General features: G+C 45.6%; 20 protein-coding genes. 2 read left to right on the forward strand and 18 right to left on the reverse strand.

Annotated elements, in window-relative coordinates; genetic code table 11:
* Positions 1–253 precede the first annotated feature (253 nt).
* Positions 254–1,036, reverse strand: a complete 783-nt coding sequence (gene murI / locus FFM77_RS07595) for a glutamate racemase (RefSeq protein WP_137635174.1) — start codon at positions 1,034–1,036, stop codon at positions 254–256.
* A 230-nt stretch (positions 1,037–1,266) separates the two neighbouring features.
* On the opposite strand from murI, the gene FFM77_RS07600 reads away from it, so the two are divergent.
* On the forward strand, positions 1,267–1,638 hold the full coding sequence (locus FFM77_RS07600; protein ID WP_137635175.1) for a pyridoxamine 5'-phosphate oxidase family protein: 372 nt from the start codon (positions 1,267–1,269) through the stop codon (positions 1,636–1,638).
* Positions 1,639–1,739: 101 nt separating this feature from the next.
* Here FFM77_RS07600 and lysA read toward each other — a convergent pair whose 3' ends face one another.
* From lysA to FFM77_RS07615, 3 genes are all read right to left on the reverse strand, one after another.
* A complete protein-coding gene (lysA, locus tag FFM77_RS07605) occupies positions 1,740–3,065 on the reverse strand; it encodes a diaminopimelate decarboxylase (RefSeq protein ID WP_137635176.1) in 1,326 nt (441 codons plus the stop codon).
* A gap of 79 nt (positions 3,066–3,144) precedes the next feature.
* On the reverse strand, positions 3,145–3,339 hold the full coding sequence (locus FFM77_RS07610) for a 2-hydroxymuconate tautomerase (RefSeq protein ID WP_137635177.1): 195 nt from the start codon (positions 3,337–3,339) through the stop codon (positions 3,145–3,147).
* Positions 3,340–3,417: 78 nt separating this feature from the next.
* Positions 3,418–4,311 carry a YitT family protein gene (locus FFM77_RS07615; protein WP_137635178.1) on the reverse strand — a complete coding sequence of 298 codons (894 nt, stop codon included), beginning with the start codon at positions 4,309–4,311 and terminating at the stop codon, positions 3,418–3,420.
* Between the two features lie 127 nt (positions 4,312–4,438).
* On the opposite strand from FFM77_RS07615, the gene FFM77_RS07620 reads away from it, so the two are divergent.
* Positions 4,439–5,878, forward strand: a complete 1,440-nt coding sequence (locus tag FFM77_RS07620) for a C69 family dipeptidase (protein ID WP_137635179.1) — start codon at positions 4,439–4,441, stop codon at positions 5,876–5,878.
* A 171-nt stretch (positions 5,879–6,049) separates the two neighbouring features.
* Here FFM77_RS07620 and FFM77_RS07625 read toward each other — a convergent pair whose 3' ends face one another.
* The 14 genes from FFM77_RS07625 to recG all read right to left on the reverse strand — a co-directional run bounded on the left by FFM77_RS07625 (position 6,050) and on the right by recG (position 21,558).
* Entirely contained in the window at positions 6,050–6,916 is an 867-nt protein-coding gene (locus tag FFM77_RS07625; protein WP_137635180.1) for an SPFH domain-containing protein, read from the reverse strand.
* 276 nt (positions 6,917–7,192) lie between these two features.
* Positions 7,193–7,549, reverse strand: a complete 357-nt coding sequence (gene rplS, locus FFM77_RS07630) for a 50S ribosomal protein L19 (RefSeq protein WP_137635181.1) — start codon at positions 7,547–7,549, stop codon at positions 7,193–7,195.
* A gap of 115 nt (positions 7,550–7,664) precedes the next feature.
* The gene (gene trmD, locus FFM77_RS07635; protein WP_137635182.1) at positions 7,665–8,405 is read right to left on the reverse strand and encodes a tRNA (guanosine(37)-N1)-methyltransferase TrmD; all 741 of its coding nucleotides are present in this window, start codon (positions 8,403–8,405) and stop codon (positions 7,665–7,667) included.
* Entirely contained in the window at positions 8,405–8,929 is a 525-nt protein-coding gene (gene rimM / locus FFM77_RS07640; protein WP_137635183.1) for a ribosome maturation factor RimM, read from the reverse strand. Before rimM ends, trmD begins: the two co-directional genes overlap by 1 nt.
* 67 nt (positions 8,930–8,996) lie before the next feature.
* Positions 8,997–9,254, reverse strand: coding sequence for an RNA-binding protein KhpA (khpA, locus tag FFM77_RS07645; protein ID WP_137635184.1), 258 nt, complete (start codon positions 9,252–9,254; stop codon positions 8,997–8,999).
* 17 nt (positions 9,255–9,271) lie between these two features.
* Positions 9,272–9,544, reverse strand: coding sequence for a 30S ribosomal protein S16 (gene rpsP, locus FFM77_RS07650; protein ID WP_003638633.1), 273 nt, complete (start codon positions 9,542–9,544; stop codon positions 9,272–9,274).
* A gap of 96 nt (positions 9,545–9,640) precedes the next feature.
* Positions 9,641–11,095, reverse strand: coding sequence for a signal recognition particle protein (ffh, locus tag FFM77_RS07655; protein WP_137635185.1), 1,455 nt, complete (start codon positions 11,093–11,095; stop codon positions 9,641–9,643).
* 22 nt (positions 11,096–11,117) lie between these two features.
* The gene (locus FFM77_RS07660; RefSeq protein WP_137635186.1) at positions 11,118–11,465 is read right to left on the reverse strand and encodes a putative DNA-binding protein; all 348 of its coding nucleotides are present in this window, start codon (positions 11,463–11,465) and stop codon (positions 11,118–11,120) included.
* Positions 11,466–11,609: 144 nt separating this feature from the next.
* The gene (gene ftsY / locus FFM77_RS07665) at positions 11,610–13,112 is read right to left on the reverse strand and encodes a signal recognition particle-docking protein FtsY (protein WP_137635187.1); all 1,503 of its coding nucleotides are present in this window, start codon (positions 13,110–13,112) and stop codon (positions 11,610–11,612) included.
* A gap of 15 nt (positions 13,113–13,127) precedes the next feature.
* Positions 13,128–16,697: a chromosome segregation protein SMC gene (smc, locus tag FFM77_RS07670; protein WP_137635188.1), complete on the reverse strand. Its 3,570-nt coding sequence runs from the start codon at positions 16,695–16,697 to the stop codon at positions 13,128–13,130.
* Positions 16,698–16,721: 24 nt separating this feature from the next.
* Positions 16,722–17,423 (reverse strand): ribonuclease III, encoded by a 702-nt coding sequence (rnc, locus tag FFM77_RS07675; RefSeq protein WP_137635189.1) that lies wholly within the window; start codon positions 17,421–17,423, stop codon positions 16,722–16,724.
* Positions 17,424–18,149: 726 nt separating this feature from the next.
* Positions 18,150–18,395 (reverse strand): acyl carrier protein, encoded by a 246-nt coding sequence (acpP, locus tag FFM77_RS07680; protein WP_137635190.1) that lies wholly within the window; start codon positions 18,393–18,395, stop codon positions 18,150–18,152.
* Between the two features lie 38 nt (positions 18,396–18,433).
* Complete coding sequence (gene plsX / locus FFM77_RS07685) at positions 18,434–19,480, reverse strand: phosphate acyltransferase PlsX (protein ID WP_137635191.1); 1,047 nt, start codon at positions 19,478–19,480, stop codon at positions 18,434–18,436.
* A gap of 38 nt (positions 19,481–19,518) precedes the next feature.
* Complete coding sequence (recG, locus tag FFM77_RS07690; protein WP_137635192.1) at positions 19,519–21,558, reverse strand: ATP-dependent DNA helicase RecG; 2,040 nt, start codon at positions 21,556–21,558, stop codon at positions 19,519–19,521.
* Positions 21,559–21,780 lie beyond the last annotated feature (222 nt).

Consider the following 21,780-nt stretch of genomic DNA (forward strand, 5'->3'; position numbering starts at 1 on the left):
CAACTGAAACTGCGCTAAAGCATAACTCCATGGCTGGACTACTTTACTGAGTGTTGCACTTGATTTGACAATTTGGGGTCCATTTTTTTCTATCGTATTGACGAAATTAACTTTAAAATTAAAATACTCAGAATTTACAATTACCAGCAAGATTTTCTCGCTAAAATGTTGCACGATATTACTGATTAATAAAACGGCTCAAGCAGTTTACACCTAACACTGCTTGAGCCGTTCCCTTTAACTCATGTCGATTTCATTCAATCCCATGATCAAACAAGTCCTGATACAACGCCAGTTCTGCCGGCGTGTTCCGACTACTCATAAATTCAATTGTCCGAGACGTCTCGCCAGCAGGTCGCAAAAGTTGACGCTGCGCTAATTGCACCGTCACTTGCCGCGCAATACCTTCATACCCCGTATAAACACGCACTGGGCGTGGAATCTTGCTAGTAATCAATTCCTGAATAAATGGATAGTGGGTGCAGCCAAGCACGACCGCATCAATCGGATGCTCCAGCATCGGGGCCATTAAGTCCGCCAACAAGCTTTTAATCTGTGGTAACCCAGCTGATCCTAACTCAATGCGATCAGCTAGACCAGGACAAGGCAAGGAGTAAATATTAGTCCGCGCGCCAAACTTGGCTAACTGAGCTTGATATTTAGGCAAGCTCAAGGTTAAGGGCGTCCCCATGACTAAAATATGCTGCTCACCAGCATCAACCGCCTCTTTTAAAGCCGGTTCAATCCCCACAATCGGTAATTCTGGGAATTGAGCCATTAATTGTGGTTTAGCGGCACTGGTCGCCGTATTGCAGGCAATGACCACTGCTTTGACGGCCCTAGCCTGTAGTTGTTCAATGACATGGCTGGACAAACGACACACTGTTGTCGCCGACTTCTCCCCATAGGGTGCATTGGCAGAATCGCCATAAAAAATAAAGTTCTCGTTCGGCAAGACCCGTGCTAATGTGCGTAACGTACTAATGCCACCTACACCGGAATCGAAAACCCCAATTGGTGCCTTTTGATCAACCATTTTTTAAACCTTCTCAATTAAATTTAATTTTTGTAATTAATAATATTATATCATGTGATGCCTTCATTTTAGACTAACAAGACCATTGATTGTCTTTTTAACCCCAAAAAGTGTAAACTAAGTAATTGTTGATAGTTAAATAATAGCTCAAAAAATATAACTATAATTTATCAATCTGGTTAGTGCCGACCGTTATCAGCACCAAAATAATGAAACTCAGGTGATTTATCATGGATGCAAAATTTTTAGATGTGATGCAGCACGAAGGCCCAGTAACCATCGTGACGATTAACGCCCACCCAGCCAGCGTGGTCAATACTTGGATGTCATACGTTGACGTTCACGCCGATGACAACTACCTATTAATCCCGGCCGCCGGGATGCACAGTATCGAAGCCGATTTTAAGACCGATAATACCGTCACCTTGACCATGGGCAGTAAAGCCGTCGAAGGCACCGTTGGCCCTGGCGCCGGCTTCCACGTTCACGGAACTGGCGAATTTATCGCCAGTGGGGCAGCCTTTGACACGATGCAAGCCAAGTTTCCTTGGATTCGGGAAGTCTTGAAAGTCACCGTCCATGATATTGAACAAAAAATCTAATTAAGCGTAACGCTCAGTTAATTGGTTTTACACCCATTGACTGAGCGTTTTTTACTAGAAAAAAACGATTCACCACATTATCTGGCAAATCGTTTCCATCACTATTTAACATCTTCAGGCGTGGCTAACGGAATATCCAAGCGGGTTAAATCCGCATAGGTTTCGCGTTGCACAACTAACTGACTATGGCCATTTTCACAAAAGACCACGGCTGGCCGCGGATTACGATTATAGTTGCTGGCCATCGAATACCCATAGGCCCCCGTATCTAGCACGGCTAAGACATCGCCCGGCTTTGTAGCGGGTAGCTTTTGATCCCAAATCAGCATATCACCGGATTCACAATACTTACCGGCAATCGAGGCGACTTGTTCACTTGGTAATGTAGGATCTTTGGCCAAGACCGCTTCATACTTAGCTTCATAGAGCGCTGGCCGAATATTATCACCCATCCCACCATCAACCGCTAAATACTTCCGAATACCCGGAATCTCCTTGCTGGCACCGAGCGTGTACAGCGTCATGCCAGCCGTTGCGACAAGTGAGCGCCCCGGTTCAATCCAGATTTCAAGCATTGGCACATGCTTGGCCTTGGTCTGTGCAATGGTCTCTTTGATAATTGCATCGACAAATTCAGTCGGCAATAACGGCTGATCTTCGGATGTATACTTCACACCAAAGCCACCACCAACATTAATAATGCGCGGATAAAAGTCTAATTCCGTCTGCCAACGAGCAAACAACGTCACCAACTTATCAACGATCATCTTAAACCCATTTAATTCAAAGATTTGCGACCCAATATGACAATGAATCCCAATCAGCTCTAAATATGGCGCAGCTTGAGCCTGCTTGACCGCTTCATCAGCCTGACCACTATTCAGGTCAAAACCAAACTTGGAATCTTCTTGCCCGGTCGAGATATATTCATGCGTATGCGCTGAAATTCCCGGCGCCACGCGCAACATGATCTTGGTCAGTTGTTCTCGTTGCGTCGTCAATTGAGTTAATTGGGCTAATTCATAGAAATTATCCACAATAATACAGCCAACGCCGTAATCCAATGCTTCGGTTAATTCGGCTAATGACTTATTATTCCCATGAAAGGATAAGTTAGCCATTGGAAAACCAGCTTGCTTGGCCGTATACATCTCACCACCAGAAACGACATCACAATGAATCCCGGCTTGGGCCGCCACTTGATACATGGCAACCGCTGCGAAAGCTTTGCTGGCATAACTAATCTGATAAGCCACGTCATTAGCTTCAAAGACTTGCTTAAATGCTCGAATTTCTTGCCGAATCGCACCGGTATCATAGACATATAACGGCGTTTGATACTTTTGTACCAAATCAAGCGTATCAACACCGCCGACAGTTAAATGATGGGCCACATTTAAATCGGCGTTTGTAATTTGTTCGTTCACGATCTAACCTCACTTTTTTCAACAACATGCCAATTTTCAAAAAAACCGGCCGTTAAACTGGCCGGTGGAGACAGACTGCTTATTTAGCAGCTTCGTCACTCTTTAAAACGCCACCAACACTGTAACGGTTTGGTTGCATTTCACTTAAAATCACGTGGATATGTTCAGCGGGCGCACCAGTATTCTTGCTAACAGCGGCCGTTACATCTTTGACCAAGCCTTTAAGTTGGTCTTGTGACCGACCAGCAATTAAATCAATGTGTACGATTGGCATCGTTGTCACACTCCTCTATTATCTTTCTAGAATCTAATCATACCTTAATCTTTACATTTCAGCAACCAAATCAACGAATCAGTTTTTTAACTGCTGGCGCTGCTCGGCTTGCTGGCGTTCGTTCATGAATTTTCCAGTCGTATCAACGGTGTTCAAAATGTTAATAAAGGCATGTGGATCAGCCGTATTAACCGCTGCCTGTAAATCATAGAGTTCATACCGATTTAACACGACCATTAACGTCGCATTGGGTTGCCCGGAATAGGCTCCTTGTGAGGGAATGACTGTCACCCCACGTAAAATAGCCGCTTGAATCGCCGTAGCCACCGGTTTCGCATCATGCGTCACAATCAACGCCGTCAGTTTCTGGTGACGCGTATGAATCAAATCAACCAACCGGGTGGCTGCATAAATCGAAATAATCGTGAATAAGGCGTTTTCCCAACTGAAGACAACGCCAGACATCAAGATAATGATGAAATTAATAATAAACATCAAGCTACCAACTGTCCGACCCGTGGCCCGTTCTAAGACTAAGATAATGATATCAAACCCACCTGTCGAAAAGCCGTAACGCATTGTAATCCCAATACCAATCCCAGTTAAGATACCGCCAAATAACGCCCCTAATAACGGATTATGAGCAATATTTACGACTGGCAGCAGCACTGCCGCCGCAGAGGTTAGAAAAGCGGTGACAAAGCTCATGATGGTGAATTTATGCCCGAGCTTAAACCACCCCAGTAAAGCAATCGGGATGTTGAATAGTAATATGTAATAACCTGTGTTAATCTGCAGTCCCAATGGTTTACCCGCCGAATAAAGAATCTGGGCAATCCCGTTAACCCCACCACTAAATGTATTGGCGGGGATTAAAAATTCATTCAATGCAAACGCTGAAACGACCGCTGAGGCGACCATCACGACCAACTGCCATAAAAAGGCCCACCGCGGATTAGAAATGTGTCCCATCTGTCCAACCTACTTTCTATTATGATTAATTGCACTTATTATAAGCGAAAAATCCCTTTTTTACCGGTTAAATGATAAAATTATCTTATAAAAGTTACCATGTTAGTTAACAGAAAGAAGGAACTTTATGCTGACGCATCAGTTTAACCCTTACTCAGCTTGTACTAGTATTTTAATCGGTAAGAATGCTACGGCCGATGGTTCGACCATGATTGGCCGCAATGAAGATTCGCGGTCGGCATGGGCCAAAAAGTTTGTGGTCCATGCTCACAAAGAATTTGACCAGCCACAAACTTTCACTTCACAAGATGTCGAGCATCCCTTTACCATGACGTTGCCAACAATTCGCGCCAAGTATACGGCAACCCCTGAGTGGACACCAACCTATGGCCTCTTTGAAGAAGATGGCATCAACGAATATGGTGTCGCCATGAGTGCCACGGAAAGTGCCTACTGTAATTCACGTGTGCTAGCCGCTGACCCCTATGTCAAAGACGGCATCGGCGAAGAAGCGATGGTTACCGTAACCTTACCGTACATTCACTCCGCCCGCGAAGGCGTCCAACGGTTAGGCCAAATTATCGAAGCCCACGGCACTTACGAAACCAACGGGATTTTATTCAGTGACGCTGAAGAAGTCTGGTACATGGAAACCGGTGCCGGCCACTATTGGGTCGCTGAACGGATTCCCGATGACGGCTATGCAGTGGTCGCTAATCAACTCGCGATTCAAGAAATCGACTTGTCCGATCACGAAAATTATTTATTCGCGAAAAACATTCGCGATTTCGTCGTCGATAACGATTTGGCAACCAGCGCTAATGGTTTTAACTTTCGGGAAGCCTTTGGAACCCGTGATTTGTCCGATCAACATTACAACACACCACGGGTTTGGGATGGTCAACGGTACTTCAATCCAGAGATCGATCAAGATCCAGAATCTTTTGACTTACCTTTCATTCGGCGCGCTAATCGTTTGATCCATATTGACGAAGCCCAACATTATTTAGCTTCTCATTATGAGGGCACCCCGTTTGACCCCGTTGGCGGTGGCTCTGACGCCGATAAACATCGTTACCGACCAATTAGTCTCGCTAAGACCCAAGAGTCCCATGTGCTCCAAATTCGGCCAGATATGCCGGTTGCTTTAAGCGGGATTCATTGGCTAGCCATGGGAGTAACAGCTGAAAGTGTCTATGTGCCATTCTATGCCGGTGCCGACACGACGCCCACAGCCTATCAAGTCGCTACCAAAGCTTATGATCCTACCTCGGCTTATTGGATCTTCAAACATGCCGGTATCTTAGTCGATGCACACTATCATGACTTGCATCCGCAATTACAGACGGTACAAAAAGACTTAATGATTGCGTTAGGTCATCATGTGATCACAACCGATGCGCAAGCTAAACAAACCGATGCCGTTGATTTAACGGCGTTACTGACCGCAGCCAATGACCAAGCGGCTACATTAACGCTCACTAAGATGACGGCGTTGATTGCCGACTTAATTACGACCAGTACCGACTTTTCACCGCTGAATTATCAAACTGATTTGAATCTATAGCTTAACTGAACGACTGCCAATTGATTGGTGGCCGTTTTTTTCGGCTAGAACATGCGTCTTTACTTGTCACTCTAGTTGTCGACTAGAACATAGGCTAATGTTGTAGTAAAAAACAAAAAAAGAACCATTCCACCACTAATTGTGGCGAGACAGTTCTTCAAAATAACGTTTTCACTTGATGTTCGACGTATTAATCATCGGTTGTGTCCCACGCTCCGATATAATGGTGACCATGAGATTATTCATCAATTGGAGTTTCTTATCATCTGAAATCTTCATACCGGTATCTTTTTCCAACCGTTGAATGGTTTCTTCAGTAATTGAGACGGCCCCTTCAACAATCACTTTCCGGGCGGATAAAATCGCTGAAGACTGTTGCCGTTGTAACATGGCGCTGGCAATTTCAGTCGCATAGGCCAAGTGCGTCAACCGCGTTTCAACAATTTCAACACCGGCAACATTTAAGCGTTCTTGTAATTCTTGCGTTAACCGATCTGACACTTCAGTGGGATTACTCCGCAGCGTCAACTTTTCTTGATCATCAAAAGTATCGTATGGATATTCAGAAGCCACGTGCCGCACCGCGGATTCACTTTGAATCTCAACGAATTGTTCGTAATCATCAACGGCAAACAACGCCATACTCGTATCAACCACTTTAAAAACAATGACCGCTGCAATCTCAACTGGATTTCCGCGTAAGTCATTCACTTTTAGAATCGCACTGTTAAAGTTACGAACCCGCAACGAAATTGAAAATTTATTCGTCAACGGTACCGTCATAAACAGCCCAGAATCCCGGATTGTCCCGATGTAACGGCCGAAAAACGTTAAGACTTTCGCTTGGTTGGGTCCAATAATGGTCAGTGAGCTCGCACCGAATGCCGCCACAATAATTAACAAGGCCCCTAACAAGATGCTAATCATGTTATCCCCGGTACCACCTTGCCAAATCAACCAACCCCCGGCGATCACGAACAAGATTGCTAGAACTAAACCAATATACCCATTAATATGAAAAACTTGTTTTTCTTTCAATTTAAAGTCCCCCTTTGATCACAGTATACACGTCTCATCGATTGGGACCTAATACGATTGTCCCACTCTGAGGCCTATTATAGTGGTACCCTACCGCAAATTCTTGCTTAAAACCTACCTTACTACGCATCCTTAACTAACCCATACAAGTGGTCTATCATCATTAATTGAAGACTAATTAGGCGTAAAAAAAAAGAGCCAACTGATAAACTCAGTCGACTCAATTTCATCTTTATTGTTAACTTACGCTACCAATAAATGATTAATTTACTTGGATTAGTTACGACGACGTTCTGGAATCCGAGCAGCCTTACCATGTAAGTCACGCAAGTAGTACAACTTAGCACGACGGACACGACCTTGACGAATAACATCGATTGATGCAACCCGTGGTGTGTGTAATGGGAAAGTCCGTTCAACACCGACACCGTTACTGATCTTACGAACAGTATAGGTTTCGCTGATACCAGAACCGTGACGCTTGATAACGACACCTTCGAATAATTGGATCCGTTCACGGGTCCCTTCAACAACGCGGGCATGTACCCGTACCGTATCCCCAGCTCGGAAATCAGGAATATCTGTCCGAAGTTGGTCGTTAGTGATCTTTTCGATCAATTGATTTTGACGCATAATTTATTTCTTCCTTTCGCCGATATTCGTGACAACTTGGTCAGCGGAATGTCGTTAATGGGCGTAATAGCCAATAAACAGAATAACATACCCACCAAACCAGTGCAAGGATTCTTTACAAATCTTCAGCATCGGCTTGAATATCAGCCAGCATTTGGCGCGCCTGACCACTAAGCTTTAAATCAACTAACATGTCAGGTCGACGTTCGTAAGTTCGCTTCAAAGCCTGTTGTAGTCGCCAATCATCAATCTTACCGTGGTCACCACTCAACAGGATATCTGGAACCTTTAAGCCCCGGAAGTCTGCCGGCCGGGTATATTGTGGATATTCAAGTAAGCCACTTGAAAATGAATCACCTGGCGCCGATTCCGCATTACCCAAGACCCCGGGAATCAACCGGACCGTGGCATCAATCATCACCATCGCCCCTAGTTCGCCCCCGGTCAAGACATAGTCGCCTAATGAGACTTCATCCGTCACTAATGAGCGAATCCGTTCATCATAGCCTTCATAGTGACCACAAATAAACGTTAAATGGTCTTCTTTGGCAAAGTCTTCCGCAACGCTTTGATTGAATTGGACACCAGCTGGGTCTAACAAGATAACGCGACCTTTCGCCGGATGCTTTTCCTGCACGTCCGCTAAGGCATCAAAGATGGGTTGGGGTTGTAGTAGCATCCCTGCACCACCACCATAAGGATAATCATCGACATGGTTATGCTTATCCGTTGTATAGTCGCGAAAGTTAGTGACGCCAACGTCAATAACCTTATTTTCAATCGCATTACCGATCATTGATTCATGCAACGGCCCATCGAACATCCGTGGAAATAAGCTTAAAATATCGATCCGCATTAGTCGATCAGTCCTTCCATCAATTCGACCGTGACCGTCCCCGCAGCCAAATCAACGGTTTTAATCACTTGAGGAATCTTTGGCAATAACACATCGCTCTGCCCATGGTCGCGTTGGACGACCCAGACATCATTCGCGCCCGGTGACAAGATTTCTTTAATTTTACCCAACGTTTCACCATCAGTTGTCACCGCGGTTAAGCCGATGATTTGGTGATAATAATATTCGCCAGCTGGTAAGTCGTGCAACGTTTCCGCAGCGACTTTAATCGTCCAACCTTTATATTTTTCAACGTCGTTTATATTGTCTAGCCCTTTAAATGTCAGAAAAAAGAGCCCTTTTTGCGTCCGTGACTTGTCAACCGTCACTTTGACACTGCCAGTCGTGGCATCGGCGTCCTTAAATAAAAGCAGTTGTTGTCCTTTGGCGAAGCGTTTTTCTGGGAAGTCCGTAATCACAACGACTTTGACTTCACCGCGAATGCCATGCGTATTCACTAATGTTCCAACTCGATAATAATCCATATCTGCTACTAAGCCTCCTAGTATGATTGTAATAAAAAAGCTCTTAAACAAAACATTGCTGCTTCGCTCAAGAGTTTTTTTTCTGTCCATCTTCGATCGTAAGACGAACTCGTTTGGGTCCTGAAACCCGAACACTATACACAATCGTCCGAATTGCTGATGCAACCCGTCCCTGACGACCAATAACCCGACCGATATCCTCGGGATTAACCGTTAAGTTATATTCCAAGTAACGATTGGTTTCTTTGAAACTAACCGTAATATCATTCGGATACTGAACGAGGGGCGTGACAACCGTGGTGATTAAAGCTTTAATATCTGCCATGATCTATTACCGCTTTATTATTTAGTGAACTTAGCTTCATGATACTTCTTCATGATACCGGCTTTGGATAAAATATTCTTAACCGTATCTGAAGGTTGAGCACCATTGTTCAACCAACCGAGGATATCTTCCTCTTCAAGTTTGACTTGGGCTGGTTCTGTAAGTGGGTTGTATGTGCCGACTTGGGCGATAAAACGACCATCACGTGGTGACCGTGAGTCTGCAACGACAATCCGGTAAAATGGATTTTTCTTAGAACCCATCCGCTTTAGACGAATCTTGACTGACATTTAAACACCTCCCGAATTCTTTAACAGATAATAATATACCAGTAAATCAATAGCTTGTAAAGGTTTTTTTCTTGACAGGCTAAAAATTGTTTCAGCTTAACGCTTGCGACGACGCATTGCCTTGGCTAAACGCTTCTTTTTTTGCTTTTTAGTTTGACGCACCATCCGGTTCATCGCCATCTGCTGCATCTTGCCGCCAATACCTTTACCGCCACCAGCACCGCCCATCAAACCTTCCATGCCAGCAAAGTTACCTTTGGACATTTGATTCATCATCTTTTTAGTCTGGTTGAACTGCTTGATCATCCGGTTAACTTCATGAATTGGCCGACCAGACCCTGCTGAAATCCGTCGCCGACGTGAAGGATTCAAGACATCAGGATCAGTCCGTTCTTGCTCGGTCATCGAATAAATGATAGCACGGATATGAGCCATGTCTTTTGGATCCATGTTCATATTCTTCATTGCGGGATTATTCGCCACACCGGGGATCATCTTCATGATATCTTCCATGTTCCCCATCTTGTCAACTTGATCCAATTGGGCAATAAAGTCGTTAAAATCAAAGCTGTTTTCCTGAATCTTGAGATTCATTTTTTCAGCTTCTTTTTCATCGAACTGTTGTTGTGCCTTTTCAATCAAGGTGAGCATGTCACCCATGCCCAGGATTCGGTTGGACATTCGATCTGGATGGAAGACATCCAAATCAGTCATCTTTTCACCTTGCCCGATGAACTTGATCGGTTTCCCGGTCACTGCTCGAATTGAAAGTGCGGCCCCACCACGAGTATCGCCATCTAACTTCGTTAAAACGACCCCAGTGATATCTAGCTTGTCATCGAAGCCTTGTGCAGTGTTGACTGCGTTTTGCCCGGTCATCGCATCAATGACCAGCAAAATTTCATCAGGATGCGCTAAGGCCTTAATATTGGCCAATTCATCCATTAGCTGTTCGTCAATCTGTAATCGACCAGCGGTATCAATGAAGACATAGTCATTATGGTTGGCTTCGGCTTCAGCTAACCCTTGACGGACAATTTCAACTGGATCAACATCGGTCCCTAATTGAAAGACCGGCACGTCGATTTGATCACCGACTTGTTGCAATTGTTGAATCGCAGCGGGCCGGTAAACGTCGGCCGCAATCATTAACGGCCGCGCATTTTGTTCATTTTTAAGCTTCAGGGCTAACTTACCGACCGTCGTCGTTTTCCCGGCCCCTTGTAGCCCAGCCATCATGATAATCGTTGGAATCTTAGCGGATTTATTAAGAGGTACCGCCGTTTCCCCCATCGTCTTCGTTAATTCTTCATCGACAATTTTAACAATTTGTTGGGCCGGATTTAATCCATCAAGGACTTTCGCCCCAAGTGCCCGGTCACGGACCGTTTTAACAAAGTCTTTGACGACCGTAAAGTTAACATCGGCTTCCAGTAAAGCCAAGCGGATTTCCCGCATGGTCTGCCGCAAGTCACTTTCCGAAACCTTACCTTTACGGCGGAGGTTGGTCATTGCTTTTTGTAAACGTTCTGTTAGGCCTTCAAATGCCATTAGTGTCACCTAACCTTTATTATTATTCTGAGTCAGCTTCTAAGTTGACTAGTTGTTGAATCATCTTGGTTAACGTTGCATCACCGTGGTAATGCTGCTTGATGTAGTCGGAAATCGCATCGACTTCATGGTTACGTTCCACAAACGCATGGTATAAGTGTAACTTAGTCTCATACCCTTCTAAAATCTTCTCAGTGCGTTTGATGTTATCATAGACCGCTTGCCGTGAGACTGAGAATTCCGCAGCAATTTCGCCTAAAGAATAGTCGTCACCATAATAGAGCTGGATATACGATTTTTGTTTGTTCGTTAATAAGGGCTCGTAAAATTCAAACAACGAATTAATACGATAATTTTTTTCAATTTCCATCAGCAGCTCCTCAAGTCCATTCCGTCTGACTACATACTAGTTAAGATTACCGATTTTTCAGTAATCCGTCAACTAACTGTTGCCATTTCTGATGAAAAAATAAAAACGGTCTTCCGTCACCCGAAAAAACCGTTTCATCACCGTTTAACCGGTAATCACATCTTTAAATAAGCCATAGACAAAGTCATTGGCATTAAATGGCCGTAAATCAGTTACTTTTTCGCCTAAGCCGACATACTTCACGGCTAAATGGAGCTCGTTACGAATGGCTAGGACAATCCCACCACGGGCGGTCCCGTCCAGTTTGGTCAACACGATCCCGGTAACCGCTGTCGATTGTTTGAACAACTTCGCTTGATTCAAAGCGTTTTGACCAGTCGTCGCATCTAAGACTAATAAGACTTCTTGCGGTGCCGCTGGGATCTCACGCGTAATCACCCGTTTGATCTTTTCCAACTCATTCATCAAGTTCACTTTATTCTGCAAACGACCCGCGGTATCCACGAAGAGAATGTCATAATCTTCAGCTTTCGCTTTCTTGACCGCATCAAAACAAACTGACGCTGGATCACTTCGTTCGGCACCGGCAACCACGTCGACGCCATCACGTTGACCCCAAACTTGGAGTTGTTGAATGGCTCCGGCTCTAAACGTATCACAAGCTGCCAATAAGACCTTTTTGCCTTGTTGCTTATACATGTTGGCCATTTTACCAATAGTGGTCGTCTTACCAGCCCCATTGACCCCCACGAACAAGATCACCGTTGGCCCGGATTCAGCCAGGTGAATTGAATTATCTTCACCTTCACCAGCTTCACCATACATATCGACTAACTTTTCAACAATGACACTCGAAATTTCTTTTTTGCTCTTAGCGTTCTGAAGTTTCACTTCGTCCCGCAAATCTTCACTGATCTGCATCGCCGTCTCGTAACCAACATCTGATTCGATCAACGTATCTTCCAAATCATCGAAGAAGGCTTCATCAACGTGACGGAAGTTAGCCAAAAAGGCATTGATCCGATCGCCAAAGGTCTTCCGTGATTTCTTCAACCCTTCATCATAACGTTGGGCTTCAGTTGGTTCGGCCTTAGCTACGTCAACAACGGCTTCTGAAGTTGCGGCTGAGTCGACGTTGGCTGCAGCTGAAACGACTGATTCCGAACTAGCACTCGGGGCGTCACTAGTTACCGGCGTGGCCGCTGCACTGCTAACAACGGCTTCACTATCCGCAGTCGCTGCTAGACTAGCTGTCGCACTAGCGATACTGGCTTGTGCACTTTTAATTCGGGCTGCCATACTCTCCGTGGCCGTCAATTCATGGCTAGCGGGCTCAACTGCGGTACTCGTTGCGGCTGATTCACTGGCTTGACTCGTTACCGTCGCTGAACTAGTGTCACTCGCTACAGTTGCCGATACCGATGCAGCACTAGGCTGGGATACTGGCGCTACTGAGGAACTAGTCGGTGTTGCGCCAGCTTCACTAACGGCTGCCACACTGGTAGTCGCCGAAGCTGGCGCACTAGTCACGGCCGCTGCTTGGCTGGCAACGGTACTCGTCGCACTACTTTCAGCGGCCGCTGCTTGGGAAGGTTCGGTTGACTCTGGTTGACTAAAAGCCTGTTTAAGGCGACTAAATAATCCCATTTTTTAATTGCTCCTTTAATTAGTTTTCGTGGTCTGATCCTTTAAATCATCTAAAGAAACCGAGACCATCTTCGAGACGCCGGATTCTTCCATTGTGACCCCATACAAGACATTAGCATGTACCATGGTGCCTTTTCGATGGGTGATAATAACAAATTGCGTCCCCGTTTGGAAATCATTCAAATACTGGCTAAAACGATCCACGTTCGCATCGTCCAACGCGGCTTCAGCTTCATCTAAAATACTGAACGGAACTGGTCGCACGGCTAAAATTGCAAATAATAACGTAATGGCAGTCAGCGCCCGTTCACCACCGGATAAGAGGCTTAGTCGCTGGAACTTTTTGCCCGGCGGCTGTGCCATAATATCGACCCCACTGGTCAATAAATTGTCCGGATCCGTCAAGATCAGTTCAGCTTTACCACCGCCAAACATTTGGACAAAGATCTGACTGAACTCTTGCGCAACTTGATCAAACGCGGTCTTAAAGCGAGTGGCAACTGTTTCATCCAAATCAGCCATCGTTTGTAGCAAGTGGGCTTTAGCCGCTTTTAAATCAACGGCTTGGCTATTTAAAAAGTCATAGCGTTGCGCGACCCGATCAAATTCGTCAATTGCGCCTAAGTTAACTGTCCCAATCTCATCTAACCCGCGTTTTAACAGCTTTAATTGTTCGGTAATTGCTGGCAAGTCTAGCTCACTCACATCAGCTTTAGCCGCAGTAACCGTTAATTGATACTTTTCATTCAAATCAGCAGTCGCATGTTCGACTTCACCCGTCAGCTTCGTTTGACTTAGCTCCAGGCGACGATAATCATCAGTCGCGGCCGCCGTTAATTGTTGCGTCCGAGTCTGCTCATCACTCAATTCAGCGACAGCATCATTCAGGTCCGTTAAGGTCGCTTGAACTGTCGCTTGTTGGGCCACGACCTTTTCTTGATCAGCCTGGGCATTCGCCAGGAGTTCAGTCCGTTCTTGTCCCGACAATTGTTGGCTGCTCAACGCGTCTTTAACGGTTGCTAATTCTGATTGTGCTTGCGTGACGGCCGTTTGTTGGCTGGCTAATTGCTGGGTACACTGACGCACCTGTTGCTGGGTCTGCTTACAATGCTCAGTTACTGTGACTAAAGCTTCGCGTTGCGTTTGTAGCTTGCCAGCTTGAGCTTTTTGATATTGCTCATAATCGTTTTGTTGTTGCTCAACCGTATGCATCTGTTGTTCATAATCAGCTAACTTGGCCTGATTATCAGCTAAAGCTTGTTGGTTACGCGCCACTTGATCCGCATAGCTATCGTTGGCATCGGCCCGTTGCCGTTGTTCATAGCGCAAGGCTTTAACTTGACGGGCCAACTGTTGTTGTTCACTTTGAACGGCCTGCAATTGCCCTTGAGCTTGACTATAACGATCCTTCAAGTCACTCAGTCGTTGCTGGGTGGTCTCAACTTGCGCCGTCAAATCTTGGGCCGTTTGCTTAGCTTTAGCTAGAGCTTGCTCATGGGTAATCAAGGCCGCTTGCATCTTGTCAATATCGGCCGCTAATTGTTCACTGCGTTGTTGCTGCTGCAAGAGACCCTGATCATCATGCCGCGTGGCGCCACCAGTAATGGCTCCACTCGCGGCAATCGTTTCACCGCCGACCGTGACTAACTTGCAACGAAACCGCCGCGTCCGTGATAAGGCCAATGCATGATCTAAAGTATCAACAATCACCGTGGTGCCAAGCAAGTAGCGTTTGATTGCGACGTGGCGATCACCACACTTGACAAGTTCACTCGCAATCCCTAAGACACCCGGTTGCTGCTGTAAATCGCGAACAGTGTTAATTGGCAACTGCCGGGCTTGAATCCGATCAATCGGTAAAAAAGTTGCCCGACCATAATGTTGCGTTTTTAAGAAGTTTACAACCGTTTTAGCGACTTGCTGCGTTTCACAGACGATATTTTGTAACTGGCCGCCTAACGCCACTTCAATGGCCTTAGTGTACTCACTTGGTACCGTTAAAAGTTCCGACACTGCGCCATCAACGCCGGGAAACTGTTGTCGATGTTGTAAAACGGTTCGCACCCCGGCATAAAAGTTCGTGTAGCGTTCCTGAACGGATTGCAAGGTTTCCAATTGTGACTTAGCCTTTTCCATCATCCCAGCGGCCGCCAACCACCGTTGTTGTTGGTCATCGGTTTGAACGGCATTCGTTTTCAGCTGCTCGCGTTGCTGTTGTAACAGCGTTTGCTGCGCCGTGACTTGGTTAGCGAGCGCACTTTGATCCCGATTTTGAATATTAACCGTCGTCTCCGCTTGCTTTAATTGCGTTTGTGCCGTGGCTAACCGCTGCGCCAACGCATCACTTTGATTGCCAGTTTGCTGATGTTGTTTAGTTAAGTTTTTAGCTTCATTGTTCAACGAGGCTTGGACTTGTTTTTCATCAATAAACGCATTGCGCAACGTCGTTAACTGGTCGGCTAATTGTTGCCGGCCTTGTTCACTAGTCGCCGTGGTCAATTCATCGACCGCCGCTTGCTTTGTTTTGACGTCTTGTTGTTGTTTGGTTAACTGCGCCGTCAAGTCATCACGTTGTTGCGTCAACTGATTGACTTGCTCAGTCGCCGTCTGTAAAGCGGCAGTTACCCGAGCTTGCGTGGCTTGTTGATTTTGCCGCCGCTCCGCATCAACGCCTTGTTGACCTTGGGTGTTTTCAATGGTTTTAGTCAAGGCCAAATTACGGTCAGCCAATTGATCTTTTAGCTGTAATTGCTCAGCTTGTTGCGCCTTTAACTTGGCTAGCTTCGTTGCACCGACTTGCGCTTGCTGTTGATAGTCTTGCATCAAGGTCTTCGCTTTGGCTAATTGGCCATTGACCGTCACTAACTGGTCATGCGCGATGGTCACCTTTTTGACCAAGCGTGACCGGTCTAAATAATCATACTTCTGTTTTTGATCCTGATAATCGCGGGCTAGACTAGCTTGTTCTTCCAGTGGTCCTTTTTGTTGGGCCAATTCCGCAATAATATCGTTGACGCGATCTAAATAATCCGTCGTTTCGGCGAGTTTTGATTCAGTTGTTAATTTATCTTTTTTATATTTTAAGACCCCGGCAACATCTTCAATAATGCTACGGCGATCTTCTGGTTTCGCGTTAAAAACGGCTTCGACCCGGCCTTGTGAGATGACTGAAAACGAATCTTTTCCTAAGCCAGTGTCGGCCATTAGCGTAGTGATATCTTTTAAGCGGCAGCTCTGATTATTAATTAAATAATCACTATCGCCGTTCCGAAACAGCTTCCGCGTAATGCTGACTTCGGCGTAATCCAGTGGTAAAAAGTGATCACTGTTATCAAACGTGATGGTGACCTTAGCGAGGTTCAATGGTTTACGGTGAGCGGAACCGGCAAAAATGACATCGGTCATCTTGGTGCCTCGTAAACTTTTAACGGCTTGCTCGCCTAAAACCCAGCGAATCGCTTCGATAATGTTACTTTTCCCACTGCCATTCGGTCCGACAATACCGGTCATGCCCGCTTGAAAATCAATTTTGGTTTTATCGGCAAAAGATTTAAAGCCGCTGATTTCTAATGATTTAAGTTGCATTCGACCCAAACTTCCTGTTAATGATTAATCGTGACGTTGTTGTAGTTGTGTATATGCCTGACGTGCAGCACTTTGTTCGGCTTCTTTCTTGGAATGCCCCCAGCCTTCACCAATCTTTTTACCATTGGCAGCGACCGCAATTTCATATGAGCGTTCGTTAGCGGGACCATCTTGTTCGACTAATTGGTAGTCAATCTCAACGTCACCAGATTGTTGTAAGTATTCTTGTAACGTGGTCTTATAGTCAAAGACCCCATCAAAACGACCTTCATCCAGTTTAGGAAAGATCACCGTTTCAACAAACTTTTGTACGGGGGCACGGCCTTGGTCCAAATAAAGGGCACCAACAAAGGATTCAAAAATATCACAAAGTAATGAATCTCGTTTCCACGCCTGGGCTTTTTGTTCACCCTTACCGAGGCGAATGTACTGTGGAAAGTCACACTCACGGGCAAAGCTAGCGAAACTGTCTTCACAGACCATCGCTGCCCGTAAGCGAGTCAACTTACCTTGGGGCATGTCTTTATACCGTTTGTATAAATATTCGGATACGATCAATTCCAAAACGGCATCCCCCAAAAATTCGACCCGTTCGTAAAACTTCAACGGTTGATCTTGATGTTCATTGACATATGACGCTTGTGTAAAAGCTTCCGCCAATAAATCAGGGTTCTTAAAGGTAATACCAAAGCGTTCTTGCAGCATTGCTGCTAATTCTGTAATCATGGGTAGCATCCTTTCATAATTAAAATACCGATACGTTAAACTATTATACTATGATTGTGGTTTCATTAACAATTTTATCCGGGGAAAATTAGGATTTTGTGTCACGGATTGGTTAAATTTGTCGCTACGGTTGGGCAGGACTGACACTGGAACGTGGTGGCCGCGTTTGGAAACCATAGTGCGGTCTTCCAAGCCGGGCTTTGACTAAGAACGGGAAAACCCACCCGCTCTAAGTCAAACGACACCACTGAGCGTCATCCTGCCCGCCCTACGCTAATGACGATCATGTCTTTGGCTTAGACTTAATTAAAGACCATTTTACTTGTTTATTAATCACTAAGCATGTTAGGACAACATTTATAAATCACCACATCGATGCTTTTCGATTAGGTGACCTCATAACAACAAAATCAGACAACTAAAAATCAGGTGTTCAGTTAGACGCTCACCATTTTTAATTTCAAGCCTAATTAACAATAAATCCATTAACTAGCGTAGGACGGGCTGGGTGATGCTCAGTGGTGAAATTTTACTTGGTTGGGGTGAATTTTCCCCGGCCTAGTAAAAGCCCGGCTTTCGAGACCGCCCTTCGGCTCGAAAACGCGGCCACCACGTTCCAGCATCATCCCAGTCCGTCCGGAGCGCCACGTAAGCACCATTTCCCATCACATATAAATCAGTGCAAATTAAAAGCAGCGCCTACGAAAGGGCTGCTTTTGCACTTACTTATTTAGCTTGATGAGCCGCCACGTAATCGACAACTTCACCAACCGTGTTCAACTTTTCAGCATCTTCATCAGAAATTTCACTACCGAAAGTATCTTCAAGTTCCAAAACAAATTCAACGAAATCAATCGAATCCGCGTCCAAGTCTTGTTGTAGGTTCATTTCGTTAGTGACCTTACTCTGGTCAACTTCAAAGCGGTCGGCGATGATGCCGGCAATTTTGTTAAAAATTTCTTCTTTTGTCATTCGAATATCCCTCGCTAACTTAAATTCACTAAAGTATTCTAATCGTTTTCGGCCGGCTTGTCTACACCTGCCGCCTGATTAGCTTGTTGGTTAGCATAGTAATCGGCCACACCTGGGACGATATCCGTGCTGACCATTTGGCGAATTTGCCGAATCGTATTCACGATGGTTGGCGCCTTGCTAGAGCCATGCGCTTTGACAACCGGCGCTTTCAAGCCCAACAAGACCGCCCCCCCATATTGGGAATAATCCATTTGTGAGCGAATTTGATTGAATCCATTTTTCAACAATAGGCCGCCCAATTTACCGCCAATACCGGTATTATAAACCGCATCTTTGACCAAGCCGAGCATTGAACGAGCTGTCCCTTCGATACTCTTTAGGACGGCATTACCCGTAAACCCATCCGTGACCACCACGTCAGCGACACCATTTAACAAGTCGCGGGATTCCACATTACCCACAAAGTTAATGTCGGCCGTTTGTTGTAAGAGATCAAACGCCGCTTTATGCACCTTGTTCCCTTTGTCATCTTCGGTCCCGTTATTTAATAAGGCCACGCGCGGATGTTTGGCATACATCATCCGTTCAGCATAGTAGGTCCCAAGAATCGCATATTGTTGCAAATTAGTCGGCTTGCTATCAGCATTGGCCCCAATATCCATCATGACAAAGTTCGATTGATTGGCATTGCGAACAACTGGCAAAGCTGTGACTAACCCTGGACGATCAATCCCTTTGATCCGACCAACAATAAATAAGCCAGCTGCTAACACGGCCCCCGAGTTACCGGCCGAGAAAAAGGCATCCGCTTGACCATCTTTAACGGCTTGCGCAGCCATCACGATCGATGAATTTTTCTTACGCCGAACCGCCCGGACTGGTTCATCTTCCATGGTAATCACTTCATCGGCGTTGATGACTTGAATCCGGTCACGCTTCTTCAAATATTGATTGATCACATCTCGTTTGCCATACAATAAGAAAATCGTATCTTCAAATAAATCGCGGGCTTGTTCGACCCCTTCAATGATTGCTTGGGGTGCGTGGTCGCCACCCATGGCATCAATTGCAATTTTTACCATTTTTGTCACCAGTTCCTCTCAATGTCAGTCATAGGCGCTTAATCTAAAGTTCCCACGGCTGCTAATTTCGTTTTTAAAACTTGGGCTAACGCTAAGTTGTCCGGTTGCTGTGCCCAATCTGGCGTCGCAATTAACGCATGGGCATCTTGTTGCGCCACTTGTAAGACGGTTAAATCAGCAATTGGATCGCCCACTTTGAACGTCGGCATTCCTGATTGCTTGACCCCAAGAACTTCCCCGGAACCACGGAGCTCTAAATCTTTTTGCGCTAAGACAAAGCCATTGGTGGTTTCCGTCATAATCTGCATCCGCTCGATACCTTGCTGATTTTTCGGATCAGCAACCAAGATGCAATACGACGCTTTGCTGCCACGACCGACCCGGCCACGTAACTGATGCAATTGGGCCAAACCAAAACGATCCGCATCATAAATCATCATCACGGTCGCATTTTTGACGTCCACCCCAACTTCAATAACCGTCGTCGATACCAATAATTGAATTTTATTCGCTTTAAAGTCAGCCATGATAGCCTCTTTTTCATCCGGCTTCATCCGGCCATGTAATAAACCGACTTGATAATCTGGCGCAAAGTATTCTTGCAAATTAGCCGATAACGCTTCGGCATTTTTAACATCCAGCGTTTCCGATTCTTCGATCAACGGCGTGACCACATAGACTTGTGAGCCCGCCGCTAACTGCTTACGCACAAAGCTTAATGCTGAATTCGCCTGATTACTCCGCACCCAAGTCGTCTGAATTGGCTGACGCCCAGCTGGCAGTTCGTCGATTTCTGAAACATCCATCTCCCCATAGGCCGTGATTGCTAAGGTTCGTGGAATCGGCGTGGCGGTCATCGCCAAGGCATCTGGTTGATGACCTTTTTGCCGAAATTCGGCGCGTTGATTAACCCCGAAACGGTGTTGTTCATCAGTAATGACTAAGCCTAAATTCGCATAATCCACGCCATCTTGGATGAGGGCATGGGTTCCAATCAATAGGTTTATTTCGCCATCCTTCAAAGCAGCCAGCAAGTTTTTTCGTGCGGCCGGCTTAGTTGACCCCGTCAGTAGTGCCACATTGACCGGTGTTTCCGCAAAGACTTGCGCTAGGTTATTGGCATGCTGTTCAGCCAAAATTTCCGTTGGCGCCATCAATGCGGCCTGATAGCCGGCGGTAATGGCCGCATACATAACAATCGCGGCCACAATCGTTTTCCCAGATCCTACATCACCTTGTAGCAAACGATTCATATGTTTAGGCGACTTCAAGTCCAGACAGATTTCGTTAACCACCCGTTTTTGTGCGCGCGTCAATTCAAACGGTAACGTCTTGATAAACGCCTTTAACGCGTCGTTATCATAATGAATCGCAATCCCATCGGTCTCACGGTCAGCTTGTTTCAAAGCTTGCATCTGCATCTGGAATAACAAAAATTCTTCATACGTCGCCGAACGCCGGGCCGCTGCGGAAGCCGCTTGACTGGCCGGAAAATGCATATCATGAATCATCTGCCGTCGTGACATCAACCGGTACTTCTCAATTAACGGTGCCGGTACAATGTCGACAATTTGGTCACTATAAGTGTCATAAGCTTGTTTAATTAATTTTTGTAACGTCCCTTGCCGGATTGACTTACTAGCCGGATAAATCGAGCCAAACGCTTGATCCGCCTTGTTAGGATTGATGATCTTCATGCCAGTCATACTGTTACGGGTGGCATCCCACTTCCCGTAAACCGCCAAATTCTGCCCAGTCTCAATTTGTTTCATCAAGTATGGCTGATTAAAAAACGTAATCATGTAGACATCGTGTTCAATCAGCAGACGAAAGTTCAATCGATTCTTTTTGCGTCCAAAACGAGCTAAGACCGGCTCGGACGCCACCGTTCCTTTGAGCGTCACTTTTTCTTGATCCGCAATTTCATTAATATCTTTAACTTGTAAATCTTCATACCGAAAGGGGTAATAAGTCAGTAGATCAGCCACGGTATTAATCCCTAGTTCAGCCAAAGCTTTTTGTCGCGTTGGCCCAACCCCAGTCATAACTCCAACTGGATCTGATAATGCGATTGCCATCATGTGGCCCCCTTTCTGTAATTTTAGACTTATCTTGTGGTGCTAATTAAAATGCTGCCGGTTAGTTCCTAAAACGCTGGACCAACCAGAGTAGCAATTTAAACCAACTCGTAATCAATGATTACTCTAATCCATAATACGTTTATTATACCAAAATCTCACGCGATTTGCGTTGCTAGCTCATCAGAAACTGGACTACAGGCAAGTTAAAATGGTCGGTAA

This window comes from Lactiplantibacillus songbeiensis (assembly GCF_005405125.1).
GTDB lineage: Bacteria > Bacillota > Bacilli > Lactobacillales > Lactobacillaceae > Lactiplantibacillus > Lactiplantibacillus songbeiensis.